Raw genomic sequence first — 18838 nt, forward strand, 5'->3', positions numbered from 1 at the left:
CCGCCCGAGAGGGGTCAGCGGTATCCGTGATCAGTGTCGGCAGGGTGTGAGGAAGCCTGGGTGGCCAGCACGGCTGCTTGCACGCGCCGCACGACGCCCAGCTTGGCCAGCAGACGCGAGATGTGGTTCTTGACGGTTTTCTCCGACAGGTACAGACGCTTGCCGATCTCCTGATTCGTCAGTCCATCCCCGATCAGGACGAGAATCTCCCTCTCCCTGGGTGACAGCCGAGACACCGCGTCCGCCTCAGGATCAGTGTCGTCCTGTTCGCCGCGCAGGCTGCTCATCAGCCGGGTCGTGGTCGCCGGGTCGAGCATGGACTGGCCGGTGGCCACCGTCCGCACGGCTGCGACGAGGTCCGCACCCTTGATGTCCTTCAGTACGTAGCCGGCGGCCCCGGCCATGATCGCGTCGAAGAGTGCGTCGTCGTCGTCGAAGGAGGCGAGCATCAGACACGCGAGCTCAGGCATGTGCGCACGCAGATCCCGGCAGACCGTGATCCCGTCGCCGTCCGGCAGCCGGACGTCGAGCACGGCCACGTCCGGACGCAGAGCAGGGCCCCGGGCGAGAGCGTGGTCGACCGTCGCTGCGTCGCCCACGACGTCGATGTCGGGCTCCGCGTCGAGCAGATCGCACAATCCGCGCCGGACGACCTCGTGATCGTCGAGGAGGAAGACCCGGATCGGGCTCTGCGGTGAGAACCGGCGTACGTTGCTCATGTCTCTCCCTGGGCGCTCGTGGACCAGCGACCTTCCTTCCATCCTCACCCCGGCGGGCAGGCGGGCCAGTGCCGAACGGCTCCGTCCGCGCGAATGCTCTGCTCCGGTCAGCCCCGCCCGGTACCGCTGCCCTGTGGTCCGTACAGGTCCAGCAGACGGGTGCGGCTGCCCCGCAGCCGGTCCGCCACCACCTCGGCGACACTCCGGTACATCGCACGGCCGAACACCGGGTCGGCTTCGCACAGGGCCCGTACGACCGTCGCGTCGTACTGCTCGGCGTCGACGGTGCGGACGGCCCCAGCACCCAGGTGCCAGACGTACGGGGGGAGCAGCCAGGACCAGCCGAGCAACTCACCCGGCCGCACTGTGTCGACCACGGCCGCCTGCCGTCCTGGAACATGCAGATCCAGCTCCACCTGGCCGCTCCGTACAACCCAGAACCGGTCGGCCCGCCGGCCCTCTTCGAAGATGCGGGTGCCGCCGGGGAACAACACGTCCGACACGACTTCCCGGAGCCGCTCGCGCCGGTCGGAAGGCAGTCCGTCGAACATGTCCCGTGTGGCTGTCATTGTCGTCGCACCTCATTCCGAAGCATGTGCGCGCCTGCCCGTGAGACGGTTCACCACCGCCACCACTCCATTGACCCGCGCCGTCATCCGTACCGCGACGGATCTGTCCTTGTCGTGCTCAAGGTGGCCGCTCAGGGTCACCACGCCGTCCTGGACCGACACGATCGGCAGGGTGTGATTCAGGAACAAGGCGCGGACCATCACGTCGTCGAGGATTTCGTCCCGGAGGTCGGAGTCGGCGCGGACGAAGACCCGCAGCAGATCGCGCCGGGTGATGATGCCGATGAGCCGGGCCTCCTCGTCCACCACAGGAAGTCGGCCGACACCTCCGCGAGCCATGGTGCGGCCGGTCAGAGCGACGGTGTCTATCGCGCGGACCGTGACTGCCGGGGTGGACATCAGCTCTCCGGTGGTATGCCGCCCGGACGGCGTCACCGGTCCGCGGGAGCCGGGGAAGCCCGGCCCAGCACCGTATCGCCTCAGGTCGGCCCGGGAGACGACCCCCACCACCCGGTCGTCGTCGTCCACAACCGGCAGTCCGCCGATCCCATGCACCACGAGCGACCGGGCCGCATCGCCGACCGGGGTGGCGTACCCCACGCTGACGACGTCGCTCGTCATCACATCGCCTGCCGTACGGAATCTCATCTCGCGCCTTTCGGTCGATCGGCGGAGTACTGGCTTTCACCATCGCCCTCCGGTCAGGTGGTGCGCTGGGGCTGGCCGGTGCCCTCGTCGGGGCCGTCCGGCCCTCAGGCAGGACCCTTCGGCGCGTGGCGGAGGCGGCCGGGCGCGGTGACGGTTGAGAAGAGACGCGAGGCTGGTGGACCACCGCCTCAGCAGATGGTCCGGAGATCCGGAGGAAGCCATGCCCGATACGAGCGCGGCTGCTGATCAGTCCCTGGCTTCGTGCCTGCGCTCCGTACGGGCCGTGGTCCTCGACACGGACGGTGTCATCATCGAGACCGCCGGAGCCCATGCGAAAGCGTGGAAGGGCGCGTTCGACGCCTGCCTGGCGGCTGCCGGAGCCGACCGGACCTTCGACCAGGAGGATGACTACCGCTGCTATGTGGACGGCAGATCCCGCCAGGACGGAGCAGCCGCCTTTCTCGCCGCGTGCGGGTTGTCCCTGCCCCTCGGTGACCCGGACGACGGGCCCGGAACCGGGACCGTGCTGGCCGTCGCCGCCCGCAAGGAGCAGCTGTTCAACGCGTGGCTGCACGATCACCCGGTCCCTGCGTGGCCCGGCACCGTACGCCTGCTCCACACGCTGCGCCGTGCACACGTTCCCCGTGCGGCCGTTTCGGCGTCCCGGCACGCGACCGACCTGCTGACCTCGGCCGGAGTCCTCGATCTCCTCCTGACCGTCGTGGACGGGAACGAGGCCCGCCGCCTCGGGCTCCCGGGAAAACCCGATCCGGCGCTCTTCCTGGAAGCCGCCAGGCGTCTCGGCGTACCGGAGTTCGACAGCGCCGTCATAGAGGACGCGCCCGCCGGCGTCGAAGCCGGCCGGCGCGGCGGTTTCGGCCTGGTGATCGGCGTGGACCGTTCGCCGGACCGTACCGGTGTCGCCCTGCTGCGCCGGTCCGGCGCCGATCTGGTGGTGACCGACCCCGGCGAGCTGCTGACCGGCGAGGAGGAATGACCGTGCACGCCTGGACCTGGACGTACGAGGGCTACGACCCGGAGACGGAGCGCCTGCGCGAGACGCTGTGCACGCTCGGCAACGGTCTCTTCGCCACCCGCGGCGCCGCCTCCGAGACGGACGCCGGGCCGACGCACTACCCCGGAACGTACGCGGCCGGCTGCTACGACCGGCTCACCTCCACCGTGGCGGGACACCGGACCGAGAACGAAGACATGGTCAACCTGCCCAACTGGCTTCCGCTGCGCTACCGCGTACGCCCCGCGGGAGCGCCACCCGGCCCATGGCTCTCACCCGGCAGCGCCGAACTCGCCGAGCACCGCCAGACGCTCCACCTGCGGCACGGCACACTCACTCGCCGGTCGGTATACGCGCTGGACGGAGGGGGCCGTCGGCTGCACGTCGCCGAGCAACGGATCGTTCACATGGGGGACCCCCACCTGGCGGCCCAGCGCACCTCGTTCACCGCCGAGGGATGGGCAGGAGAGGTGGAGGTGGAATCGGGCCTGGACGGTGATGTGCGGAACACCGGGGTCGCGCGCTACCACGACCTCGCCGACCGGCACCTGGCCGACTGGCGCACCGGGCAGGAGGCGGACGACACGGTGTGGCTGCGCTGCCGCACCATCAGTTCCGACATCCGCGTCGCGGTGGCGGCTCGTACCCGGGCCGTCGGCCACCGCGCGGTTCCCTCGCGCATATCGCTCACCGAGCAGTGGGCGTCACGCACGCTGACGGTCCCGGTGGCGGACGGGGAGACGGTGACCGTGGACAAGACGGTCGCCCTGCACACCTCGCGCGACCCGGCGATCAGCGGCCCCCGGCAGGCGGCTGTCGCAGCGGTTCGCAGGGCTGCCGGCTTCCCCCGGCTGCTCGCCTCGCACCACCGGGCCTGGGAGCGCCTGTGGCGGCGGGCGGAACTGGACGTGCCAGGAGAAGCGGGCCGCATCCTGCGCCTGCACCTGTTCCACGTCCTTCAGACGCTCTCCCCGCACACGGCCGAACTGGATGTCGGAGTCCCCGCCAGGGGACTCCACGGGGAGGCATACCGGGGACATGTCTTCTGGGACGAACTGTTCGTCCTCCCCTACCTGAACCTGCACTTCCCGGAGGTCTCCCGCGCCCTGCTCACCTACCGTCACCGGCGGCTGCCCGCGGCCTGCCGGGCAGCACGGGAGGCGGGCCGGGCGGGGGCGATGTACCCGTGGCAGAGCGGCAGCGACGGCCGCGAGGAGACGCAGGAACTCCACCTCAACCCCCGATCCGGCCGCTGGCTCCCCGACCACTCCAGGCTCCAGCACCACGTAGGTTCGGCGATCGCATACAACGTGTGGCAGTACTGCCGGGCCAGCGGGGACATGGACTTCCTCCACGGCAAGGGCGCCGAGACACTCCTCCAGATCGCGCGCTTCTGGGCGGACAGCGCGGTCTGGGACACGTCACTCGCCAGGTACCGCCTACGAGGCGTCGTCGGGCCCGACGAATACCACGACAGTTACCCGGGAGCCGCCGCACCGGGCCTTGACGACAACACCTACACGAACGTCACCGCCGCCTGGGTGCTGATGAGAGCGCTCGACGTGTGCCGGGTCCTGCCCGACTCCCGGCGGCACGAGCTGTACGAGCACCTCCGGATCGCGAGCAGCGAACCGGAGCGCTGGGAGCACGTCGCTCACAACCTCCACGTTCCCTATCACCGCGGAACCATCAGCCAGTTCACCGGATACGGGGAGCTGACGGAACTCGACTGGGCGGGATACCGCGAACGGTACGGCGACATCCGCAGGCTGGACCGCATCCTGGAGGCCGAGGGTGACACGGTCAACCGCTACCAGGCGTCGAAACAGGCAGACGTGCTGATGCTGGGCTACCTCTTCTCGCCCCAGGAACTCGCTGGACTCTTCCGGCAACTCGGCCACCGCCTCGACGACGACATGTGGCGGAACACCGTCGACTACTACCTGCGCCGCACCTCCCACGGCTCCACTCTCAGCGCGCTGGTCCACTCATGGGTGCTGGCCCGGGCCCGCCGGAGCGAGGCATGGGCATTCGCAGAAGAGGCCCTGACAGGGGACGTGGCAGACATTCAGGGCGGTACCACGCCGGAAGGCATTCACCTCGGTGCGATGGCCGGCACCCTGGACCTCGTGCAACGCGGTCTGACCGGCTTGGAGACCGGCGGCGACGCCCTGCGGCTGGATCCCTCGCCCCTGCCGCAGTTGTCGAAGTTCCGGGTGGGTATCCGTTACCGCGGCCACTGGGACGTGGACCTGCGGTTCCGGGCCGAGCGCGTGCGAGTGGGTGTCCCGGCTTCCGACGAGGACCCCATACGTGTGTCTCTTGGAGGCCGGACGACCACGGTTGCTCCCGGAACGGCCCGTTGGCTCGATCTGCCCGGCCCGGGGCCGAAGCAACCCCCTGCCCCGGCCACTCGGGGAGGGCCGGAGTGACGACCCTCCCCGGGGACGCCGTGCCGGGCGTACAGCCCCGCAGGTCAGGGCCGACGACTGGCCGGCGGTGATTCTGCCCGCCGGGTTGCCGCCGGCCCGACGAGCCTGCAGTCGACGTCCACCACCCCTTCGACCGCCCGCGCGAGGCGGGTGGCGATCGGTACGAGGGCGGTGTCGCGGATCGTGCCGCTGAGCGTGACCACACCTTCCTCGACAGTGACCTGAACACTCTCTCGGGGTATCAGGAAGAGACGCTGCACAACCTCTCGGCGCACCTCTTCCACGATGTCCTCGTCGGACCGCAAGAACACCTTCAACAGGTCGGATCGGCTGACGACGCCCCGGAGCATGCCTGCGGCATCGACTACCGGCAGGCGCTTCACTTTGCGCACTGCCATGGTCCGCGCGGCCTGCGCCAGGGTGGCGTCCTCGTGGACGGTGACTGCGGGAACGCTCATCACGTCCTCGGCCGTCAGTGCTCCCGCCTTACGGAGGTCGGTGAGGCGGTCCCTCTGCTCGGACCGGCTCGGATCCGCATCCCTGAACTCTTCCTTGGGCAGCAGGTCGGCCTCGGAGACCACCCCGGCCACCCGCCCGTCACCCACCAGAACCGGCAGTGCGCTCACCTTCCACTGCCCCATGGTCTCGACCATCTCCTTGAAACCGGCATCGAGGCTGACGGCGACCACGGGCCGCGTCATCACATCACTCACAAGGTGGGGGGTGTGCATGATCCCTCCTGGACGAGAAGCTGTTCCACCAAAAGCCTGAGTTCGCGGCGCGGAGCGTGCAAGGGCCGACCGGCCCCGACTCCGGGCCGGACCGGCAGGCAGAGGGGGAGTGGGCGCTATTCCAGCCCGGCCGCGTGATCGGGGACGTACGTCTGCAGGTCCCGGGGCGGCCGCTGGTAGCCGGTGGCCGGCGGCCGGGGAGGCAGCGTGAGGGCCGCCGGGGTGGCGTCGTAATAGGGCATGGTGGACAGCAGATGGGCGATCATGTTCAGCCGGGCCCGGCGTTTGTCATCGCTTTCCACGACGTACCACGGTGACTCCGAGATGTCCGTGTGCACGAACATCTCGTCCTTGGCGCGCGAGTAGTCCTCCCACCGGGTCAGCGACTCGAGGTCGATGGGGGAGAGCTTCCAGCGGCGGGTCGGGTCTTTGAGCCGGCGCCGGAAGCGCTGCTCCTGCACCTCGTCGCTCACCGAGAACCAGTATTTGCGCAACAGGATCCCGTCCTCCACCAGCATCCGCTCGAAAGCCGGGCATTGGCGCAGAAACAGTTGGTACTCGGAGGGGGTGCAGAAGCCCATGACCCTTTCGACGCCGGCCCGGTTGTACCAGCTGCGGTCGAACAGGACCATCTCGCCCGCCGCGGGCAGGTGCTCGGTGTAGCGCTGGAAGTACCACTGAGTCCGCTCACGCTCGGTCGGCCGGGGAAGTGCCACGATTCGGGCCACCCGGGGATTGAGATACCGGGTGACGCGTTTGATCGCGCTCCCCTTGCCGGCCGCGTCGCGCCCCTCGAAGACCACCACGAGCCGGGCGCCCTCGGCACGCACCCACTCCTGTAGCTGTACCAGCTCAGTCTGAAGCCGGTGCAGCTCCCGCTCGTATACGGGTCGCGGCACACTTGCACGATTCCCGCTGCCCGGTGACTCCGCCATAGGACGACCGTACGAAGGATTGCCGTCCCTGGCTCAGGCAGGAGGGCCGAACGGGGCCCGTGAAAGATCACCTTCATGAGGTTCCGACACCACCCGCCCCGTTTGCGCCCGGCCGGCAGCCACCGCACGGTTGAGATATGACGTTCGCCGCCTCCTCCGCAGAGGTACAGCGTGGCTGGACCGTTGAGACTCCGGGGCCGATCAGCGGTGGTCCTCTGGTCCGCAGCCGAAAGCCGGTACCCGTCCCGGGCCCAGGTGATCTGCTGCTGCGGGTGGAGGCCTGCGGGGTCTGCCGAACGGACCTTCATCTGGCCGAGGGGGACCTCTCGCCGCGCCGGCCATCGACCGTGCCCGGCCATGAAATCGTTGGACGGGTAGTCGCGGTGGGGGAAGCAGTGACCTCGTTCCGCACCGGTGACCGAGCGGGCGGGGCGTGGCTTCGTGGCACATGCCAGCGGTGCCGCTACTGCCGGTCCGACCGGGAGAACCTGTGTCCCAGGTCGATCTACACCGGGTGGGACGCGGACGGCGGTTTCGCCGAGCTGGCCCTGGTGCCGGCAGCCTTCGCCTACTCCCTCCCGGAAGCTCCGGATGCCACTTCGCTGGCACCGCTCCTGTGCGCCGGGATCATCGGATATCGTGCGCTTCGTCGCAGTGCACTGCCCCAGGGCGGGCGGTTGGGAATCTACGGCTTCGGGGCATCGGCCCATCTGGCGGCCCAGGTGGCCATGGCCGAGGGGGCCACCGTCCATGTGCTGACGCGGTCGGCGCAGGCACGCACGCTTGCGCGGGAACTCGGTGCAGCTTCCGCGGGCGAGGCGTACGACCTCCCTCCCGAGCCTCTTGACTCAGCGATCCTGTTCGCCCCGGTGGGCGACCTGGTGCCGGTGGCGCTGGAGGCGCTGGACCGCTCCGGCACGCTTGCGATCGCAGGGATCCACCTCACCGACGTTCCGGTACTCAACTACCAGCGCCACCTCTTCCAGGAGCGGAATCTGCGCAGTGTCACGTCCAACACCCGTCAGGACGGTCGTGACTTCCTGGCCCTGGCCGAACGTATCGGTATCCAGGTCACCGTGAGCCCCTACCCGCTGAGCCAGGCAGATCTGGCGCTCGCCGACCTGGCGGCCGACCGTGTCCACGGTGCCGCCGTGCTCGTACCCGACTGAGTCGGCTTCCGGGCAGATCGACCCACGAGGCGCTGCCCGGTGGGTGGTGAACCGGTGGTCCCCCAGCATCACCCGAGGACCCTGTGACCGACGTTCCCCAGCTGCCCGACGGTCTGCGCATGCCGGGAATGTCCGCCGATCACCAACAATCCGGCCTCCCGACTGGCTTCCGTGAGGACATCGCCCGCCAGCCCCTCCACCGCATAGCTACGGACCGGGACGCCTTCGTGGCGCCCGACGGCCTCAGCGACCGACTCGTCCAGCCACTGCTGAGCCCGACGGCGACGGGCGTCGCGCGCCTCGTCGTACTGTCCGGTGTGAGCTGTGGCGCTCTCATTTCGCGGGCAGATCCACGCATGCACCACCGCCACACCGCTGTCCCGCCGGCGCGCCTCGTCGAAGGCGTAGTCCAGTACCTGGGGGGACGCGGTGCTGTGCCCCAGGCCGACCACGATCCAAGCCTGTCCGTCCTGCCGGTGCCGTCGGACCACCGTGATGGGGCACTTCGCCCGGGCTGCCACGGCTCCGCTGACCGAGCCGAGCAAGAGCCCCGCCGTCGCCCCGTGGCCCCGGCCGCCGACAACGACGAGACCGGCGGAGTCGCTCGCCGAAACCAGGCACTCCACTGGGGCCTCATCGAAGATGCCGGCACGGACGGTAAGTCCTGGACAGACCTCCCGCGCTCGCTCCTCGGCCTGCGCGACAATCCTTCGGGCATCCCCGACGGGCCCTGGGGGCAGCCACTCGGCTGTCTGGATCCCGCCCACATGCGCATGCCTCAAGGCGTGCACGATGTGCAGAGGGAGCGCCCAGCGGTCCGCTTCGAGTGCTGCCCACTCCACCGCGTTCATGGCCTCAGCCGAACCATCGGCCCCTACGATCACCGGCCCGTCCATCGTCCTCACCTACTGATTGCCTTCTCATTAACGCCGTTGCGACCGTTCATAAGCAACGCGCGATGATCTGCCCGGGTGCTGGCGCCGCAACGGCACCTCATCGCTCGGGAACCACGATGACCGGAGCCTGCGCGTGGTGCATGACCGCGTGGGCCACGTGCCCCAACTGTGGCCCGACCAGGCCGTGTCGACCCTCGCGGCGGCCCACCACGAGCAGCGAGGCCTGATGGGAAACGTGAACCAGATGATCAGCAGGGCGACCGAGATGGGCATCCTTGATCACCTTCACCTCGGGGAATTTCTCGGCCCACGAGTGGATGATGTCGTCGAGCCATTCCTCTTCCTCGTGGATCAGGTCCGCCTTGCGGTCGTCTCTCAGGACACCGCTGTCCACCGCAGCGATACCGTGCGGTCTCCAGCAGTGAACGACACGTACTGCCAGTCCGCGCTGGGTGGCCTCGTGGAAGGCGACGGTGAGCGGGCCGTCGATGCCGGCAGAGTGGTCGATGCCCAGGACTATTTCGCGGCGCTCGGCGAGCGGTGTCGGGGAGAGACCCGCCTCGCTGCTGTCCGAGGGATGAGTCGGCGCCCTGACGAGCGCCACCGGCCGGTCGCTGCGCGCGGCCACGGACTGGGCGACGGACCCCACCAGAAAACCGTGCGTGCCGCTGAGGGCCCTTGAGCCGAGCACCACCATCTCGCTGTCCCGGGAGTGAGCGACGAGAGCTTCCGCCGGGGGGCCGGCGATACGCTCCCCTGTCACCGTGAGGCCTCTGTAGCGCTTCGCAAGCTTCGATGCCGCCTGGCGAGGGAGGCCCTCCACCCACCGTCTCTCCGTCTTGGCGTCTGTGAGAGCGAGAGAGTAGGGCGACCACTCCCACGCGTAGACGACGTGCAGAGCGTGATCCTCCCTTACGGACTTCTCCGCTGCCCAGGCAGCGGCGGCCTCGCTCTCAGGAGAGCCGTCATACCCGAGAGTGACCACGCCCATGACCGCCACCTCCGCGACCCCGAACTCCTACTGCCTGCCTCCCACCCTGCCGAGCAGCGCCTCACCCGTAGTAGGGCCGGACAGGGCGGGACCGTGGGCCGACCGGCCCGGCCGGAGCCACGGAAATGTCTGGTCTGGTCGCATTGCGCGAGAAGCTCGACATACGCAGGATCGTGCACCGTTGGCACGATGGCAGGGCCGAGACGACGAGAGTCGGCCAACCTTGCCCGGCGCTGTCCACCAAGGCCCTCGACCGATAACTGTCGCCCGCACCACGACCAGATCGTGAAGTAGTTGGCCCCAGAGAAATCGTCTTCGTCATCGCTCTGAGAGGCGGCGTGGCAGAAGCGGGCCCTCCCCGTGCCTGGTAGGGACAGGCAGAGCGACGGTGAGCTAGGGGCCAGGTTTTCGGCTGATAGTGGTGGGGCGGCAGTTACTTTCTGAGATTTAAAAATCTCCGGGTAGTTGGCTGAAAACTCGGTCTGGCTAATTTCTGCTCAACTGGCACACTCGCCTCGTGAATTCAACTACCGCTCGTTTTGTGCTTTCTCCGATCACTAGCTTGAAGGCGATGCGCATGATTCAGAAATCAGGATGGGTTCTATCGTTTGACGTGGCCTGGAGGGCTTCCCGGGTTGCAATCTGCCCGGACGAGCTTGGATACCGTAACCACGGACATCGTGCCCATCCGATGCACAGGCCCCCGACTCCCCACTCGCTGCCCCCGTCTCGTGAGTCACATTAGTTCACTTCAGTCGCGCTATTCTCGCGGGCCGGGCTGCGCGGTCGAAATCATTTATTAATTTCCGCCTGTGAGTCGGCTAGGTGTGGTCTGAATTCAGTCACAGTCAGCCAAATCGGGGTGCGGTGCGACTCTTCGGCGATATGAATGGTGGCTCCGCTCCCCGATCCAGTGATCCGTGTCGAAGAAGGGGAATGACATGCCAGATGCCCTGGACCTGTCCATGGTTGCCAGCAGTGCGCTTCCAGCGGTCTTCACTTTTCTCTGCCAGCGCCTGGATGCTGTCTTGCCGCATCGTTCCTCGGCCAAGACCGGTAGGGCCGGGGGCGAGCCCGAAGTTCCCGCACAGTTGGTCGGCGAGTTGCAGCTGCCACTGCGAGTCGACCCTGGCCGGCTCGAGGTACGCCTCGCGGCGGTGGAGGCTCTGGCTCTGGGCATGGAGCACTACCAGCGTGACCCTGTGCAGATCAGTGCCAATGATCCATTGCTGATGCAGACCCTCGGGCGGGTGCGCGAGGCGCTGGAAGACATCTACGGGCAGCGGTTCACCTTCCAGGGTGAGAATCGTGCGCAATCCGGACCGTTCAGCGAACAGTGCTACGGCACTGTGGCAGGCGAGGTAACCGGCATGGAGGCGCAGGAGGCAATCCGCGGTTCCGTCACGAGCACGATCCGGGCGAGGGATGTGGAGCCCGGAGGGAAGATCGTCGGGATGAAGGCGCGCGTCATCGACGGCCGCGGCTGACTGGCCCCCGCCGCTGATTCTTGCCCGCCCATCAGTCAATAGGAGTCCGCGCATGACCGAGCCCGCTCCCGATAGCCGCACCGAGTCCTTGATTGAGACCTCGCCGGACGAGAAAGGTTCAGCCGGTGTATCGCCGCCGGCGTCGGTCCCCACCGGGGGGCGCGACGGCGTGACCGTGCCCCTTCCCGGTCCGAGGGAATCGGATGAGTCCCGAGACCTGCCAGTGCCAGACGCCGGTGCCCAAGTGGCAACTGAGGGGGGCAACCGAGTCTGCCGGGCCGTCCACGACACCCGATCGTCTGCTCCGTGAAGCTGCAGGCGACCGATGCTGCCGGTCGCAGGGGTGGCTACTCCAGCGTCCATGCGGACACCAACCACGGCACGATGATCGGCCAGTGGTTTGAGGCAGTGAGGCGCCACAGCGGTGCAGCTCTGCCACCTGAGTGGGTGGCGCGGGAACTCGCGGACTACTCGCCAATCGAGAACGAGGAGGAGGCTGCCTTGCTCCTCAAAGCCAACCAGGTCATCGTGCTCGTTGCAGACAACCTTGGCAGCGGGCGCTGGACCGCGGCATTGCGCCTACTCACGACTGCTCCGGGAGAGCTTCGGACCTTGCGTCGGGTCCGCCGGGAGACCGGCGAGGCTTTCAGCATGGAAGGGCTCCAGGGCAAAAAACGCACCGGGTGGATTCTGGACCTGCGCGAGACCGAAGAGGGTCTCCCCGCAAGCTGTGACTTCGGCCTTGAACTCCACCAAGTCGGGGACCTGCGCGATGATGACTCCTACCTTGCCGTGCTCGTGGGCACGGAGTTGTGGGAACGGATCGGACATGGCGCCGGCGAACTTGTATTGACACCCAAGCCCCCCGACTCAGGCACGCTCTTCACGGCCTTGCTGCGGTCAGCCGGCGTCACCCACCCAGAGGCATGGGCCGGCGACCACCGGTTCCAGAAGCTATTGCCGCAGCTGCTGCCCGGGCAGGTCTGGGACTGGGCCCGAATTCTGGTCCAGAGCGACTCTGAATATCGGGCCTCCACCGGTCGAGGGACCGAGCCGGGAACCGACGGGTTCGAAGAAGTTGCCAAAGCTGCGGGAAACGCCGTCTCGGGCTGGATGGACGTACTGGCTACATGGCACTCGCGCCCTGGACGCACCAGCTACGACCGTAACTATCTGCTTCTGGCTGCCGTTAACGACGGGGCACCAATCGACAACGTCCACCTGCAAATTGACTCACTGTCCCAGGAGTTCGGCGAGAAGGACGAACGATCGGCGCCGTTGGCAGGACAGCAGGGACCGGGCTTGATCCAGCTCGCTCGCCAAATCGAAGCGGTGCCGCGGGCTGACGGCCACCTGATCTTCCCCGGACCCGGCTTCGCTGAAGCCGTAGTGCGGTATTTCTGGCAGGACCGGCCCGAGCTCACAGATCCGTTCACCAAGTGGACTGCCCAACTGTGCCTGAAGCTCAAGCACCCTCAGGGGACACTGCTCGCGCAGCGAATGGCCCCATGGATCCTGCATCACGCCCAGGCCACTCGGTCCACACGGTTGCTACGCCTGGTGGCTAAAGACTGGTCCGAAAACGGAAACCTTGCCCCGCACGCACACGATCTCCTGGTCGCGGCCATCCTGGACCCGGAGATCGGCCAGCGCGTGCGGAACGCAACTGGAACGTGGGCCGTGGGCGAGGACACCCCCGCTCCTCTCCTGCAGACGCTGGCCCGGGTCTTCCAAAGCCTTACCCCCGCGCACCCCAAGCAGATGCTCCGTCGCCTCGGAGAACTGGCCAACTCACAGAAAGACGGCGTTGCAGACGCGGTGGGTGAGGCCATCAACGCCCTGTGGAGCGATGACGAACTCGGTACCCAGGTTCACAGCACACTGAACTCCTGGTTCGACAGCGACCAAGAGACCCTGCAGCGCACTGCCAGCAGCGCCTTCATGCACCTGGCGCTGCGACGCGACCTGGGAGGCGAACCCACATTGCTGGCTGGCCCCCACGGCGAGACCCCCGACTGGGTGGTCCGCGGCTGGCGCACCGCACTGGAGGCTGCTGAGCCCGGCCTACTGGCTCGCCGCGCATGTATTGCCTGGTTGGACGCGGCAGCGACGCAGAAATCCAACACAGCCCCGATCATCACCGTGTTGGTACGCGCAGTCCATGAAACCCCTACCGACCACCTGCGGGGTCAGCGCTTCTTGAACCTTGTCCGGCTCGCCGAGTACTGGCTGCTCCAGGGGGAAGCGCTGGATGCTGAAGCGCGCAACGTGTTCCGGGCCGAACTGTTGCGACGCACCCAGCTTGCGGACCCGCGCCAGCCCAGCGCACAGAAGGATGGCGAGCCGTCGGGTGATTAGACGCTGGTCTCGGCCATCGCGCAGAGGCCCATTCCAAGTGGACTTCACCGCGGCGAGCTCGGACGAGGACTTCCGCTTCGAGATCCACGCGGACGGCGAATGGCGCAGGAGGCGCCGTCACCATCATGACCCAGCCGCCGTCGCGTCCTGTCACGTGATCGACGAGGTCACACGGATAGCTGCCACCTGCACGATCCTCGCCCCCGCTGAACTAGAGCACCGCACAAACACGCTGTTGGGGCAGGCTGCGGACCTGCTGGACGCTGGAGTACGTGTGACCTGGGCTACCGCGCACATCCATGTCGGCCCAGAAGATCTGCACACTGCCCAGACCCGCATGCGACTTCTGGCCCGTGCACGTACGGAGTGGGAGATCAATCAACTGCGCCTATCCCAGGCAGTAACGTACCGCAACCAATTGCGCGAGGATCCCACGCTCGTCCTCGCGCAGCTGCTTCTTGAGTCTCCCGAGGCGATCACCCAGGAGACGGTGAACATCATCCCGTCGGTTGCTGAGAAGGTAGCCGCCTACGCGCCGGGTACCGCGTGGGTAGAGACCGCGCACCTGCTGGAAGAGTCATTCGGGAAGCTGGCGCCGGATGCCAAGCAGTTTGTCATCGACCGCCTGTGCACTGCGTTGACTGAGTTCGGCGCAGAAGCGGCAACGCGGCGGTTGAAGGAGGCCCATGGCGGCACCCCGCTAGGCACCCAGCCCGCTGGGTCGGTCGGGCTCCCTGGTGAATTCGTGACGTCTACGGACTGCGCGGGACCTGTTCCGCCACCAGCAGCTCGTCACGACAACTCAAGCGGGCCCTCCGGGAGCCAACCCTCGGTGTAGCCGGCGGTGAGGAGCACGATTCCTTCAGGGAAGACCTCACGACGCCGTCGACGTAGCTCCGGGAGGGCCCACAGCGCGTGTCCATCGCTTATGCGCTGCATTGCCGCCGACTCCTCATTCGTGACCCGCACGATGAAGACGCGGGAAGCCGTCATCCTGTCGGCCTCCCACTGGTCCTCGCGCCGCGACAGATGCAGCCCGTAGAGGTCGGAGAAGCGCGGGCTTCGCAAGCCGAAATGCTCCTTCAGGAAGCGCGTGGCCTGTTCGACGTAGTCGGCGCCCGAATCCAGGCGGACCTGGGGCATCGTCCACCCCCGGCAGCATGCCCCGCACAGAAGCAGGCGACGTTGGTCATCAATGAGGAGCAGGAACGCCCGCCGGTCGAACCGGGGCCACGGTACGTAGACGTCGGCTATGGCCACACTCTCCTATCTTGCTATTTAAATAGCAAGAAGCCGCGCCTATGACTGCTCCCAGGCAGGTCCTGACGTGGGTGTCTGAAGCGACTCAGAGCTCGGGGGAGGGCTCGTCCACTTGCAAGTGGGGTGGTCCGCAGCGGGGCTCCGGAACTCTTCGCCCGCAGTGGGACCCTGCTCGCCATCCCGCGCGTAACAGGGGGTGGGGCGTTTTGAAATGCGGGGGAGGGCGTTCTGGGGCTCTTTGCGCTGAGGCTCTGACCTGGGCCTTGGGGGTTTTCGACACGTCCCACGAAGGCGAGCCGTCGGCCACTGACCGACCCCGACAGGGTACCGGATGGGGACTCGGCGGGTCTTGTGCGGTGCGTGGTGCGCCAGGTGGCCGGGGTTTGTGTGGCCGACCGGCGTGCCACGCACCGCTGGGTGGATCGTCGGTGCGGGTTACTCCTCCACCAGCATTCCGTTGCGCAGGCTCTTCAGGATGCGCGACAGGAGGCGGGACACGTGCATCTGGGAGATGCCCAGCTTCTCGCCGATCTGGGACTGGGTCAGCTCCTCGCCGAAGCGCAGCTCCACGATGCGGCGTTCGCGGGTGTTCAGCTTGCTCAGCAGCGGTGCCAGGGCGTGCAGGTCCTCGACCGTCTCCATCGCCGGGTCGGCCTCGCCCAGGACGTCGGCGAAGGTGCGGCCGCTCTTGGTGGCCTGGCCGTCGCCGGTCGACTCGTTGGGCATGTCCAGCGAGCCGGCGGTGTAGCCGTTGCTCGCGACGATGCCCTCGACGATCTCCTCCTCGGTGAGCTGGAGGTGCGCGGCGAGTTCGGCGACGGTCGGGTCGCGGTCGAGCTCGACCGCCAGGTGTTCCTTCCCCTTGGCGATCTCGACCCGCAACTCCTGGAGCCTGCGCGGGACATGGACGGCCCAGCTGGTGTCACGGAAGAAGCGCTTGATCTCGCCGACGATGTAAGGAACGGCAAATGTAGTGAATTCAACTTCGCGAGACAGGTCGAACCGGTCGATGGCCTTGATGAGACCGATGGTGCCGACCTGGTTGATGTCTTCCATCTCGCCGCTGCCACGGTGACGGAAGCGGCTCGCCGCGAACCTCACCAGCGAAAGGTTCATTTCAATAAGGGTATTGCGGGCGTACTGGTATTCGTGCGTGCCCTCTTCGAGGACCTGGAGCTGGTCGAAAAAGATTTTGGAAAGCGCTCGCGCGTCCTTCGGTGCGACCTTCCCCGCGTCCTCGATCCAGGGCAGATCTCCCACCTCCGGCGGTGCCGGTGCGGCAGCGGTGAGCGCCGACTCGGCAGATACCGGTTCAGTAGGTGCCGACTCAGTCGTGGCGGCATACGCGGACGTCTGCGTCATGTCTTTCAGCCTCCCCAAGTAGCGGACCCCGTTCAATGTCCGCTCCTGCCCGGAGGTCGAGGCTTCAATCCCCTCAATGCAATTGAAAGGATGGATGGGGCTTTTGTGGTGATTTCTCCCCTTCACTGGGGGGCTCGATCCTCCTCGTGGCTCGTGGCTCGTGGCTCGTGGCCTGGCGGCCTTGTGGCCTCGTGGTCTCGTGGTCTTCCTCGGGTGTGTGGCCTGCTGGGGTTTCTGGTGCCCTGCCCTTTCTGATTCATGTTCTGGTTCCTGCGTCTTCTTGACCCGGTGCAGATGCGGGCATAGCGTCCCAGAGGACTGAGCAAGCGCTTAGAGAGGGTCTTCCGTGCCGCAGACCGAGCCCCCCACCGCCGCTTCCCCCGACCCCGCCGCCCAGGCCGCCCCCGCTCCCGCTTCCATCCCCGACCCCGCCGTCGAAGCCGCGCTGAGCGCCCCCGGCGCTCCCTTCGCCGTGGTCGCCGCGGAGGACGGTTCTCCGGTGTACGCGAGCGGGCCTCGCACCCTGCGGGAGTTCGTCGAAGCCGTCTGGGCCTTCGGGGATCAGCCGTTCCTCGTCGCCGAGAGCCGTACGTACACCTATGGCGAGTTCTTCGCCGCCGCATCCGCGCTCGCCCGGCGGTTCGTGGAGGTGTACGGGCTCGCGCCCGGTGACCGTGCGGTGGTCGCGATGCGGAACCACCCCGAGTGGCAGATCGCCTTCTGGGCCGCCGAGTTGGCCGGGCTCGTCGCCGTACCGCTCAACGCCTGGTGGACCGAGGACGAGTTCGCGTACGCCCTGGACGACTGCCGGCCCCGCGTGCTGCTGGTCGACGGTGAGCGGCTGGGGCGTGTCCTGCCGTGGGCCGGGCGGCTGGCGGAGCCGGACGGGGGCTCGCGGCCGTGGATCGTCGCCTTCCACTACGACGACCCGTCCCGTAGCCAGATCCCGTACCAGATCCCGTACGAGCGTTTTGAGCGCTACGACGAGCTGCCCGCCGCCGATCCCGCGCTCGGCCCGCCCGATGTGGAGATCCGCCCCGAGGACGACGCCACGATCATCTACACCTCGGGCACCACGGGCCGTCCCAAGGGTGCGGTGGCGACGCATCTCGCGCAGGTCGGCGCCATGATGAACCCCCTTTACCACGCTGCCGCCTCCGCCCTGGCGCGTGGCGCTGTCCCCGGTCAGGGGCCCGCGCCCGTGGCGCTGATGACCTTCCCCTTCTTCCACGTGGCCGCCTTCACCAGCGTTTATGCGGCGATGTCCGCGGGCGGCACCCTCGTCCTGATGCGGAAGTGGGACGCGGAGAAGGCCCTGGCGGTCATCCGTACGCACGGCGTCACGCACTACGCGGGCGTGCCCGCCACCGCGCTGCAGCTGCTCGAAGCGGCCGAGCGCAGCGGCGACGGCCTGGAGAGTCTGGCCATGCTCAGCACCGGAGGCGCCGCCGCTCCGCCCGACCTCGTACGCACTGTCCTGGCCCGGCACAGCGGGCGGATCGAGCCCCGGAACGGATACGGGCTGACCGAGACGAGCGGCGGCGTACTGGCGAACTTCGGCGCGGAGTACCGCGCCCACCCCGGGAGTGTCGGCCGCCCGACGCCCGCCACCGAGGTGCGCATCGCGGACCCGGCGGGCCGGGCGGTGGCCGACGGGGACGTCGGCGAGCTGTGGCTGCGCGGGCAGGCGCTCGTCCGCGGGTACTGGAACGCCCCCGAGGCCACCGCGGCCGCCTTCCGGGACGGCTGGTTCAGGACCGGGGATCTCGCGACCGTCCACGAGGGGCGGGTCAGCATCGTGGACCGGATCAAGGACGTGGTCGTACGGGGCGGCGAGAACGTGTACTGCGTCGAGGTGGAGGCCGCTCTGCACGCGCATCCCGATGTGCTCGACGCGGCCGTGCTCGGGGTCGCGCACCCGGTCCTCGGCGAGGAGGTCGCCGCCGTGGTGCAGCTGCGGGACGGCAGCGAGGCCACGCCCGACGCGCTCCGGGCGCATGTCGGGGAGTCGCTGGCCGCCTTCAAGGTCCCCGCGTACGTCTTCGTACGGGCGGAGCCGCTGCCCCGCAACGCGACGGGCAAGGTGCTCAAGCGCGAGCTGCGCGGGCCCGTACAGGAGCAGGTGTCGCAGGCCGGCTGATCCGCGCAGGCCGGCTGATCCGTCAGCTGATCCGTCGGCTGATCCGCCGGGAGGGCTTCCACCGGGGTGGCCGGCCGGCAGGGGCTGTCGTGTCGTGGGGGACTGGCCGATGGGGACGGGGGCCAG

Annotated in this window: 16 protein-coding genes; 7 read left to right on the forward strand and 9 right to left on the reverse strand. The window is 68.0% G+C overall.

Features of this window, described 5'->3' with window-relative positions; translation table 11 throughout:
* Positions 1–14 precede the first annotated feature (14 nt).
* The 3 genes from OG210_RS18410 to OG210_RS18420 all read right to left on the reverse strand — a co-directional run bounded on the left by OG210_RS18410 (position 15) and on the right by OG210_RS18420 (position 1936).
* Complete coding sequence (locus OG210_RS18410) at positions 15–719, reverse strand: response regulator (protein ID WP_371537722.1); 705 nt, start codon at positions 717–719, stop codon at positions 15–17.
* Positions 720–826: 107 nt separating this feature from the next.
* Positions 827–1288 carry a cyclic nucleotide-binding domain-containing protein gene (locus OG210_RS18415; protein ID WP_328327608.1) on the reverse strand — a complete coding sequence of 154 codons (462 nt, stop codon included), beginning with the start codon at positions 1286–1288 and terminating at the stop codon, positions 827–829.
* Positions 1289–1300: 12 nt separating this feature from the next.
* Positions 1301–1936 (reverse strand): CBS domain-containing protein, encoded by a 636-nt coding sequence (locus tag OG210_RS18420; protein WP_328327605.1) that lies wholly within the window; start codon positions 1934–1936, stop codon positions 1301–1303.
* A 220-nt stretch (positions 1937–2156) separates the two neighbouring features.
* Here OG210_RS18420 and OG210_RS18425 point away from each other — a divergent pair, with 220 nt between their 5' ends.
* Entirely contained in the window at positions 2157–2933 is a 777-nt protein-coding gene (locus OG210_RS18425; protein WP_328327603.1) for an HAD-IA family hydrolase, read from the forward strand.
* Positions 2930–5383 (forward strand): glycoside hydrolase family 65 protein, encoded by a 2454-nt coding sequence (locus tag OG210_RS18430; protein ID WP_371537725.1) that lies wholly within the window; start codon positions 2930–2932, stop codon positions 5381–5383. Before OG210_RS18425 ends, OG210_RS18430 begins: the two co-directional genes overlap by 4 nt.
* 44 nt (positions 5384–5427) lie before the next feature.
* Here the strand turns inward: OG210_RS18430 and OG210_RS18435 are convergent, their stop codons facing one another.
* Both OG210_RS18435 and ppk2 read right to left on the reverse strand, forming a co-directional pair.
* The gene (locus OG210_RS18435) at positions 5428–6114 is read right to left on the reverse strand and encodes a CBS domain-containing protein (protein WP_328327599.1); all 687 of its coding nucleotides are present in this window, start codon (positions 6112–6114) and stop codon (positions 5428–5430) included.
* Positions 6115–6230: 116 nt separating this feature from the next.
* Positions 6231–7049, reverse strand: a complete 819-nt coding sequence (ppk2, locus tag OG210_RS18440; protein ID WP_328327597.1) for a polyphosphate kinase 2 — start codon at positions 7047–7049, stop codon at positions 6231–6233.
* Positions 7050–7186: 137 nt separating this feature from the next.
* On the opposite strand from ppk2, the gene OG210_RS18445 reads away from it, so the two are divergent.
* The gene (locus OG210_RS18445) at positions 7187–8218 is read left to right on the forward strand and encodes a zinc-dependent alcohol dehydrogenase family protein (RefSeq protein ID WP_328327595.1); all 1032 of its coding nucleotides are present in this window, start codon (positions 7187–7189) and stop codon (positions 8216–8218) included.
* 68 nt (positions 8219–8286) lie between these two features.
* Here the strand turns inward: OG210_RS18445 and OG210_RS18450 are convergent, their stop codons facing one another.
* Positions 8287–9114 carry a universal stress protein gene (locus OG210_RS18450; RefSeq protein ID WP_371540362.1) on the reverse strand — a complete coding sequence of 276 codons (828 nt, stop codon included), beginning with the start codon at positions 9112–9114 and terminating at the stop codon, positions 8287–8289.
* Positions 9115–9211: 97 nt separating this feature from the next.
* Positions 9212–10105 (reverse strand): universal stress protein, encoded by an 894-nt coding sequence (locus tag OG210_RS18455; protein WP_328327591.1) that lies wholly within the window; start codon positions 10103–10105, stop codon positions 9212–9214.
* A 941-nt stretch (positions 10106–11046) separates the two neighbouring features.
* Here OG210_RS18455 and OG210_RS18460 point away from each other — a divergent pair.
* From OG210_RS18460 to OG210_RS18470, 3 genes are all read left to right on the forward strand, one after another.
* A complete protein-coding gene (locus tag OG210_RS18460; RefSeq protein ID WP_328327589.1) occupies positions 11047–11592 on the forward strand; it encodes a hypothetical protein in 546 nt (181 codons plus the stop codon).
* A gap of 306 nt (positions 11593–11898) precedes the next feature.
* On the forward strand, positions 11899–13950 hold the full coding sequence (locus tag OG210_RS18465; protein WP_371537730.1) for a hypothetical protein: 2052 nt from the start codon (positions 11899–11901) through the stop codon (positions 13948–13950).
* A 37-nt stretch (positions 13951–13987) separates the two neighbouring features.
* Positions 13988–14788: a hypothetical protein gene (locus tag OG210_RS18470; RefSeq protein WP_371537733.1), complete on the forward strand. Its 801-nt coding sequence runs from the start codon at positions 13988–13990 to the stop codon at positions 14786–14788.
* Here the strand turns inward: OG210_RS18470 and OG210_RS18475 are convergent.
* Together OG210_RS18475 and OG210_RS18480 are read right to left on the reverse strand one after the other, a co-directional pair.
* Positions 14743–15210: a hypothetical protein gene (locus OG210_RS18475; RefSeq protein WP_328327583.1), complete on the reverse strand. Its 468-nt coding sequence runs from the start codon at positions 15208–15210 to the stop codon at positions 14743–14745. The two genes, OG210_RS18470 and OG210_RS18475, sit on opposite strands and share 46 nt — an antisense overlap.
* Positions 15211–15645: 435 nt before the next feature.
* Positions 15646–16572 (reverse strand): RNA polymerase sigma factor SigF, encoded by a 927-nt coding sequence (locus OG210_RS18480; protein WP_328327581.1) that lies wholly within the window; start codon positions 16570–16572, stop codon positions 15646–15648.
* A gap of 346 nt (positions 16573–16918) precedes the next feature.
* Between OG210_RS18480 and OG210_RS18485 the strand changes: the two genes are divergently transcribed.
* Positions 16919–18712: a class I adenylate-forming enzyme family protein gene (locus tag OG210_RS18485; protein WP_371537736.1), complete on the forward strand. Its 1794-nt coding sequence runs from the start codon at positions 16919–16921 to the stop codon at positions 18710–18712.
* Positions 18713–18838 lie beyond the last annotated feature (126 nt).

Source organism: Streptomyces sp. NBC_00466 (genome assembly GCF_041433995.1).
Taxonomy (GTDB): domain Bacteria; phylum Actinomycetota; class Actinomycetes; order Streptomycetales; family Streptomycetaceae; genus Streptomyces.

Coding starts and splice junctions, on each gene's coding strand:
- OG210_RS18460 (WP_328327589.1), top strand. CDS start 11,047: ATGCCAGATGCCCTGGACCTGTCCATGGTTGCCAGCAGTGCGCTTCCA.
- OG210_RS18480 (WP_328327581.1), bottom strand. CDS start 16,572: ATGACGCAGACGTCCGCGTATGCCGCCACGACTGAGTCGGCACCTACT.
- OG210_RS18415 (WP_328327608.1), bottom strand. CDS start 1,288: ATGACAGCCACACGGGACATGTTCGACGGACTGCCTTCCGACCGGCGC.
- OG210_RS18435 (WP_328327599.1), bottom strand. CDS start 6,114: ATGCACACCCCCCACCTTGTGAGTGATGTGATGACGCGGCCCGTGGTC.
- OG210_RS18430 (WP_371537725.1), top strand. CDS start 2,930: ATGACCGTGCACGCCTGGACCTGGACGTACGAGGGCTACGACCCGGAG.
- OG210_RS18455 (WP_328327591.1), bottom strand. CDS start 10,105: ATGGGCGTGGTCACTCTCGGGTATGACGGCTCTCCTGAGAGCGAGGCC.
- OG210_RS18425 (WP_328327603.1), top strand. CDS start 2,157: ATGCCCGATACGAGCGCGGCTGCTGATCAGTCCCTGGCTTCGTGCCTG.
- ppk2 (WP_328327597.1), bottom strand. CDS start 7,049: ATGGCGGAGTCACCGGGCAGCGGGAATCGTGCAAGTGTGCCGCGACCC.
- OG210_RS18445 (WP_328327595.1), top strand. CDS start 7,187: ATGACGTTCGCCGCCTCCTCCGCAGAGGTACAGCGTGGCTGGACCGTT.
- OG210_RS18410 (WP_371537722.1), bottom strand. CDS start 719: ATGAGCAACGTACGCCGGTTCTCACCGCAGAGCCCGATCCGGGTCTTC.
- OG210_RS18450 (WP_371540362.1), bottom strand. CDS start 9,114: ATGGACGGGCCGGTGATCGTAGGGGCCGATGGTTCGGCTGAGGCCATG.
- OG210_RS18420 (WP_328327605.1), bottom strand. CDS start 1,936: ATGAGATTCCGTACGGCAGGCGATGTGATGACGAGCGACGTCGTCAGC.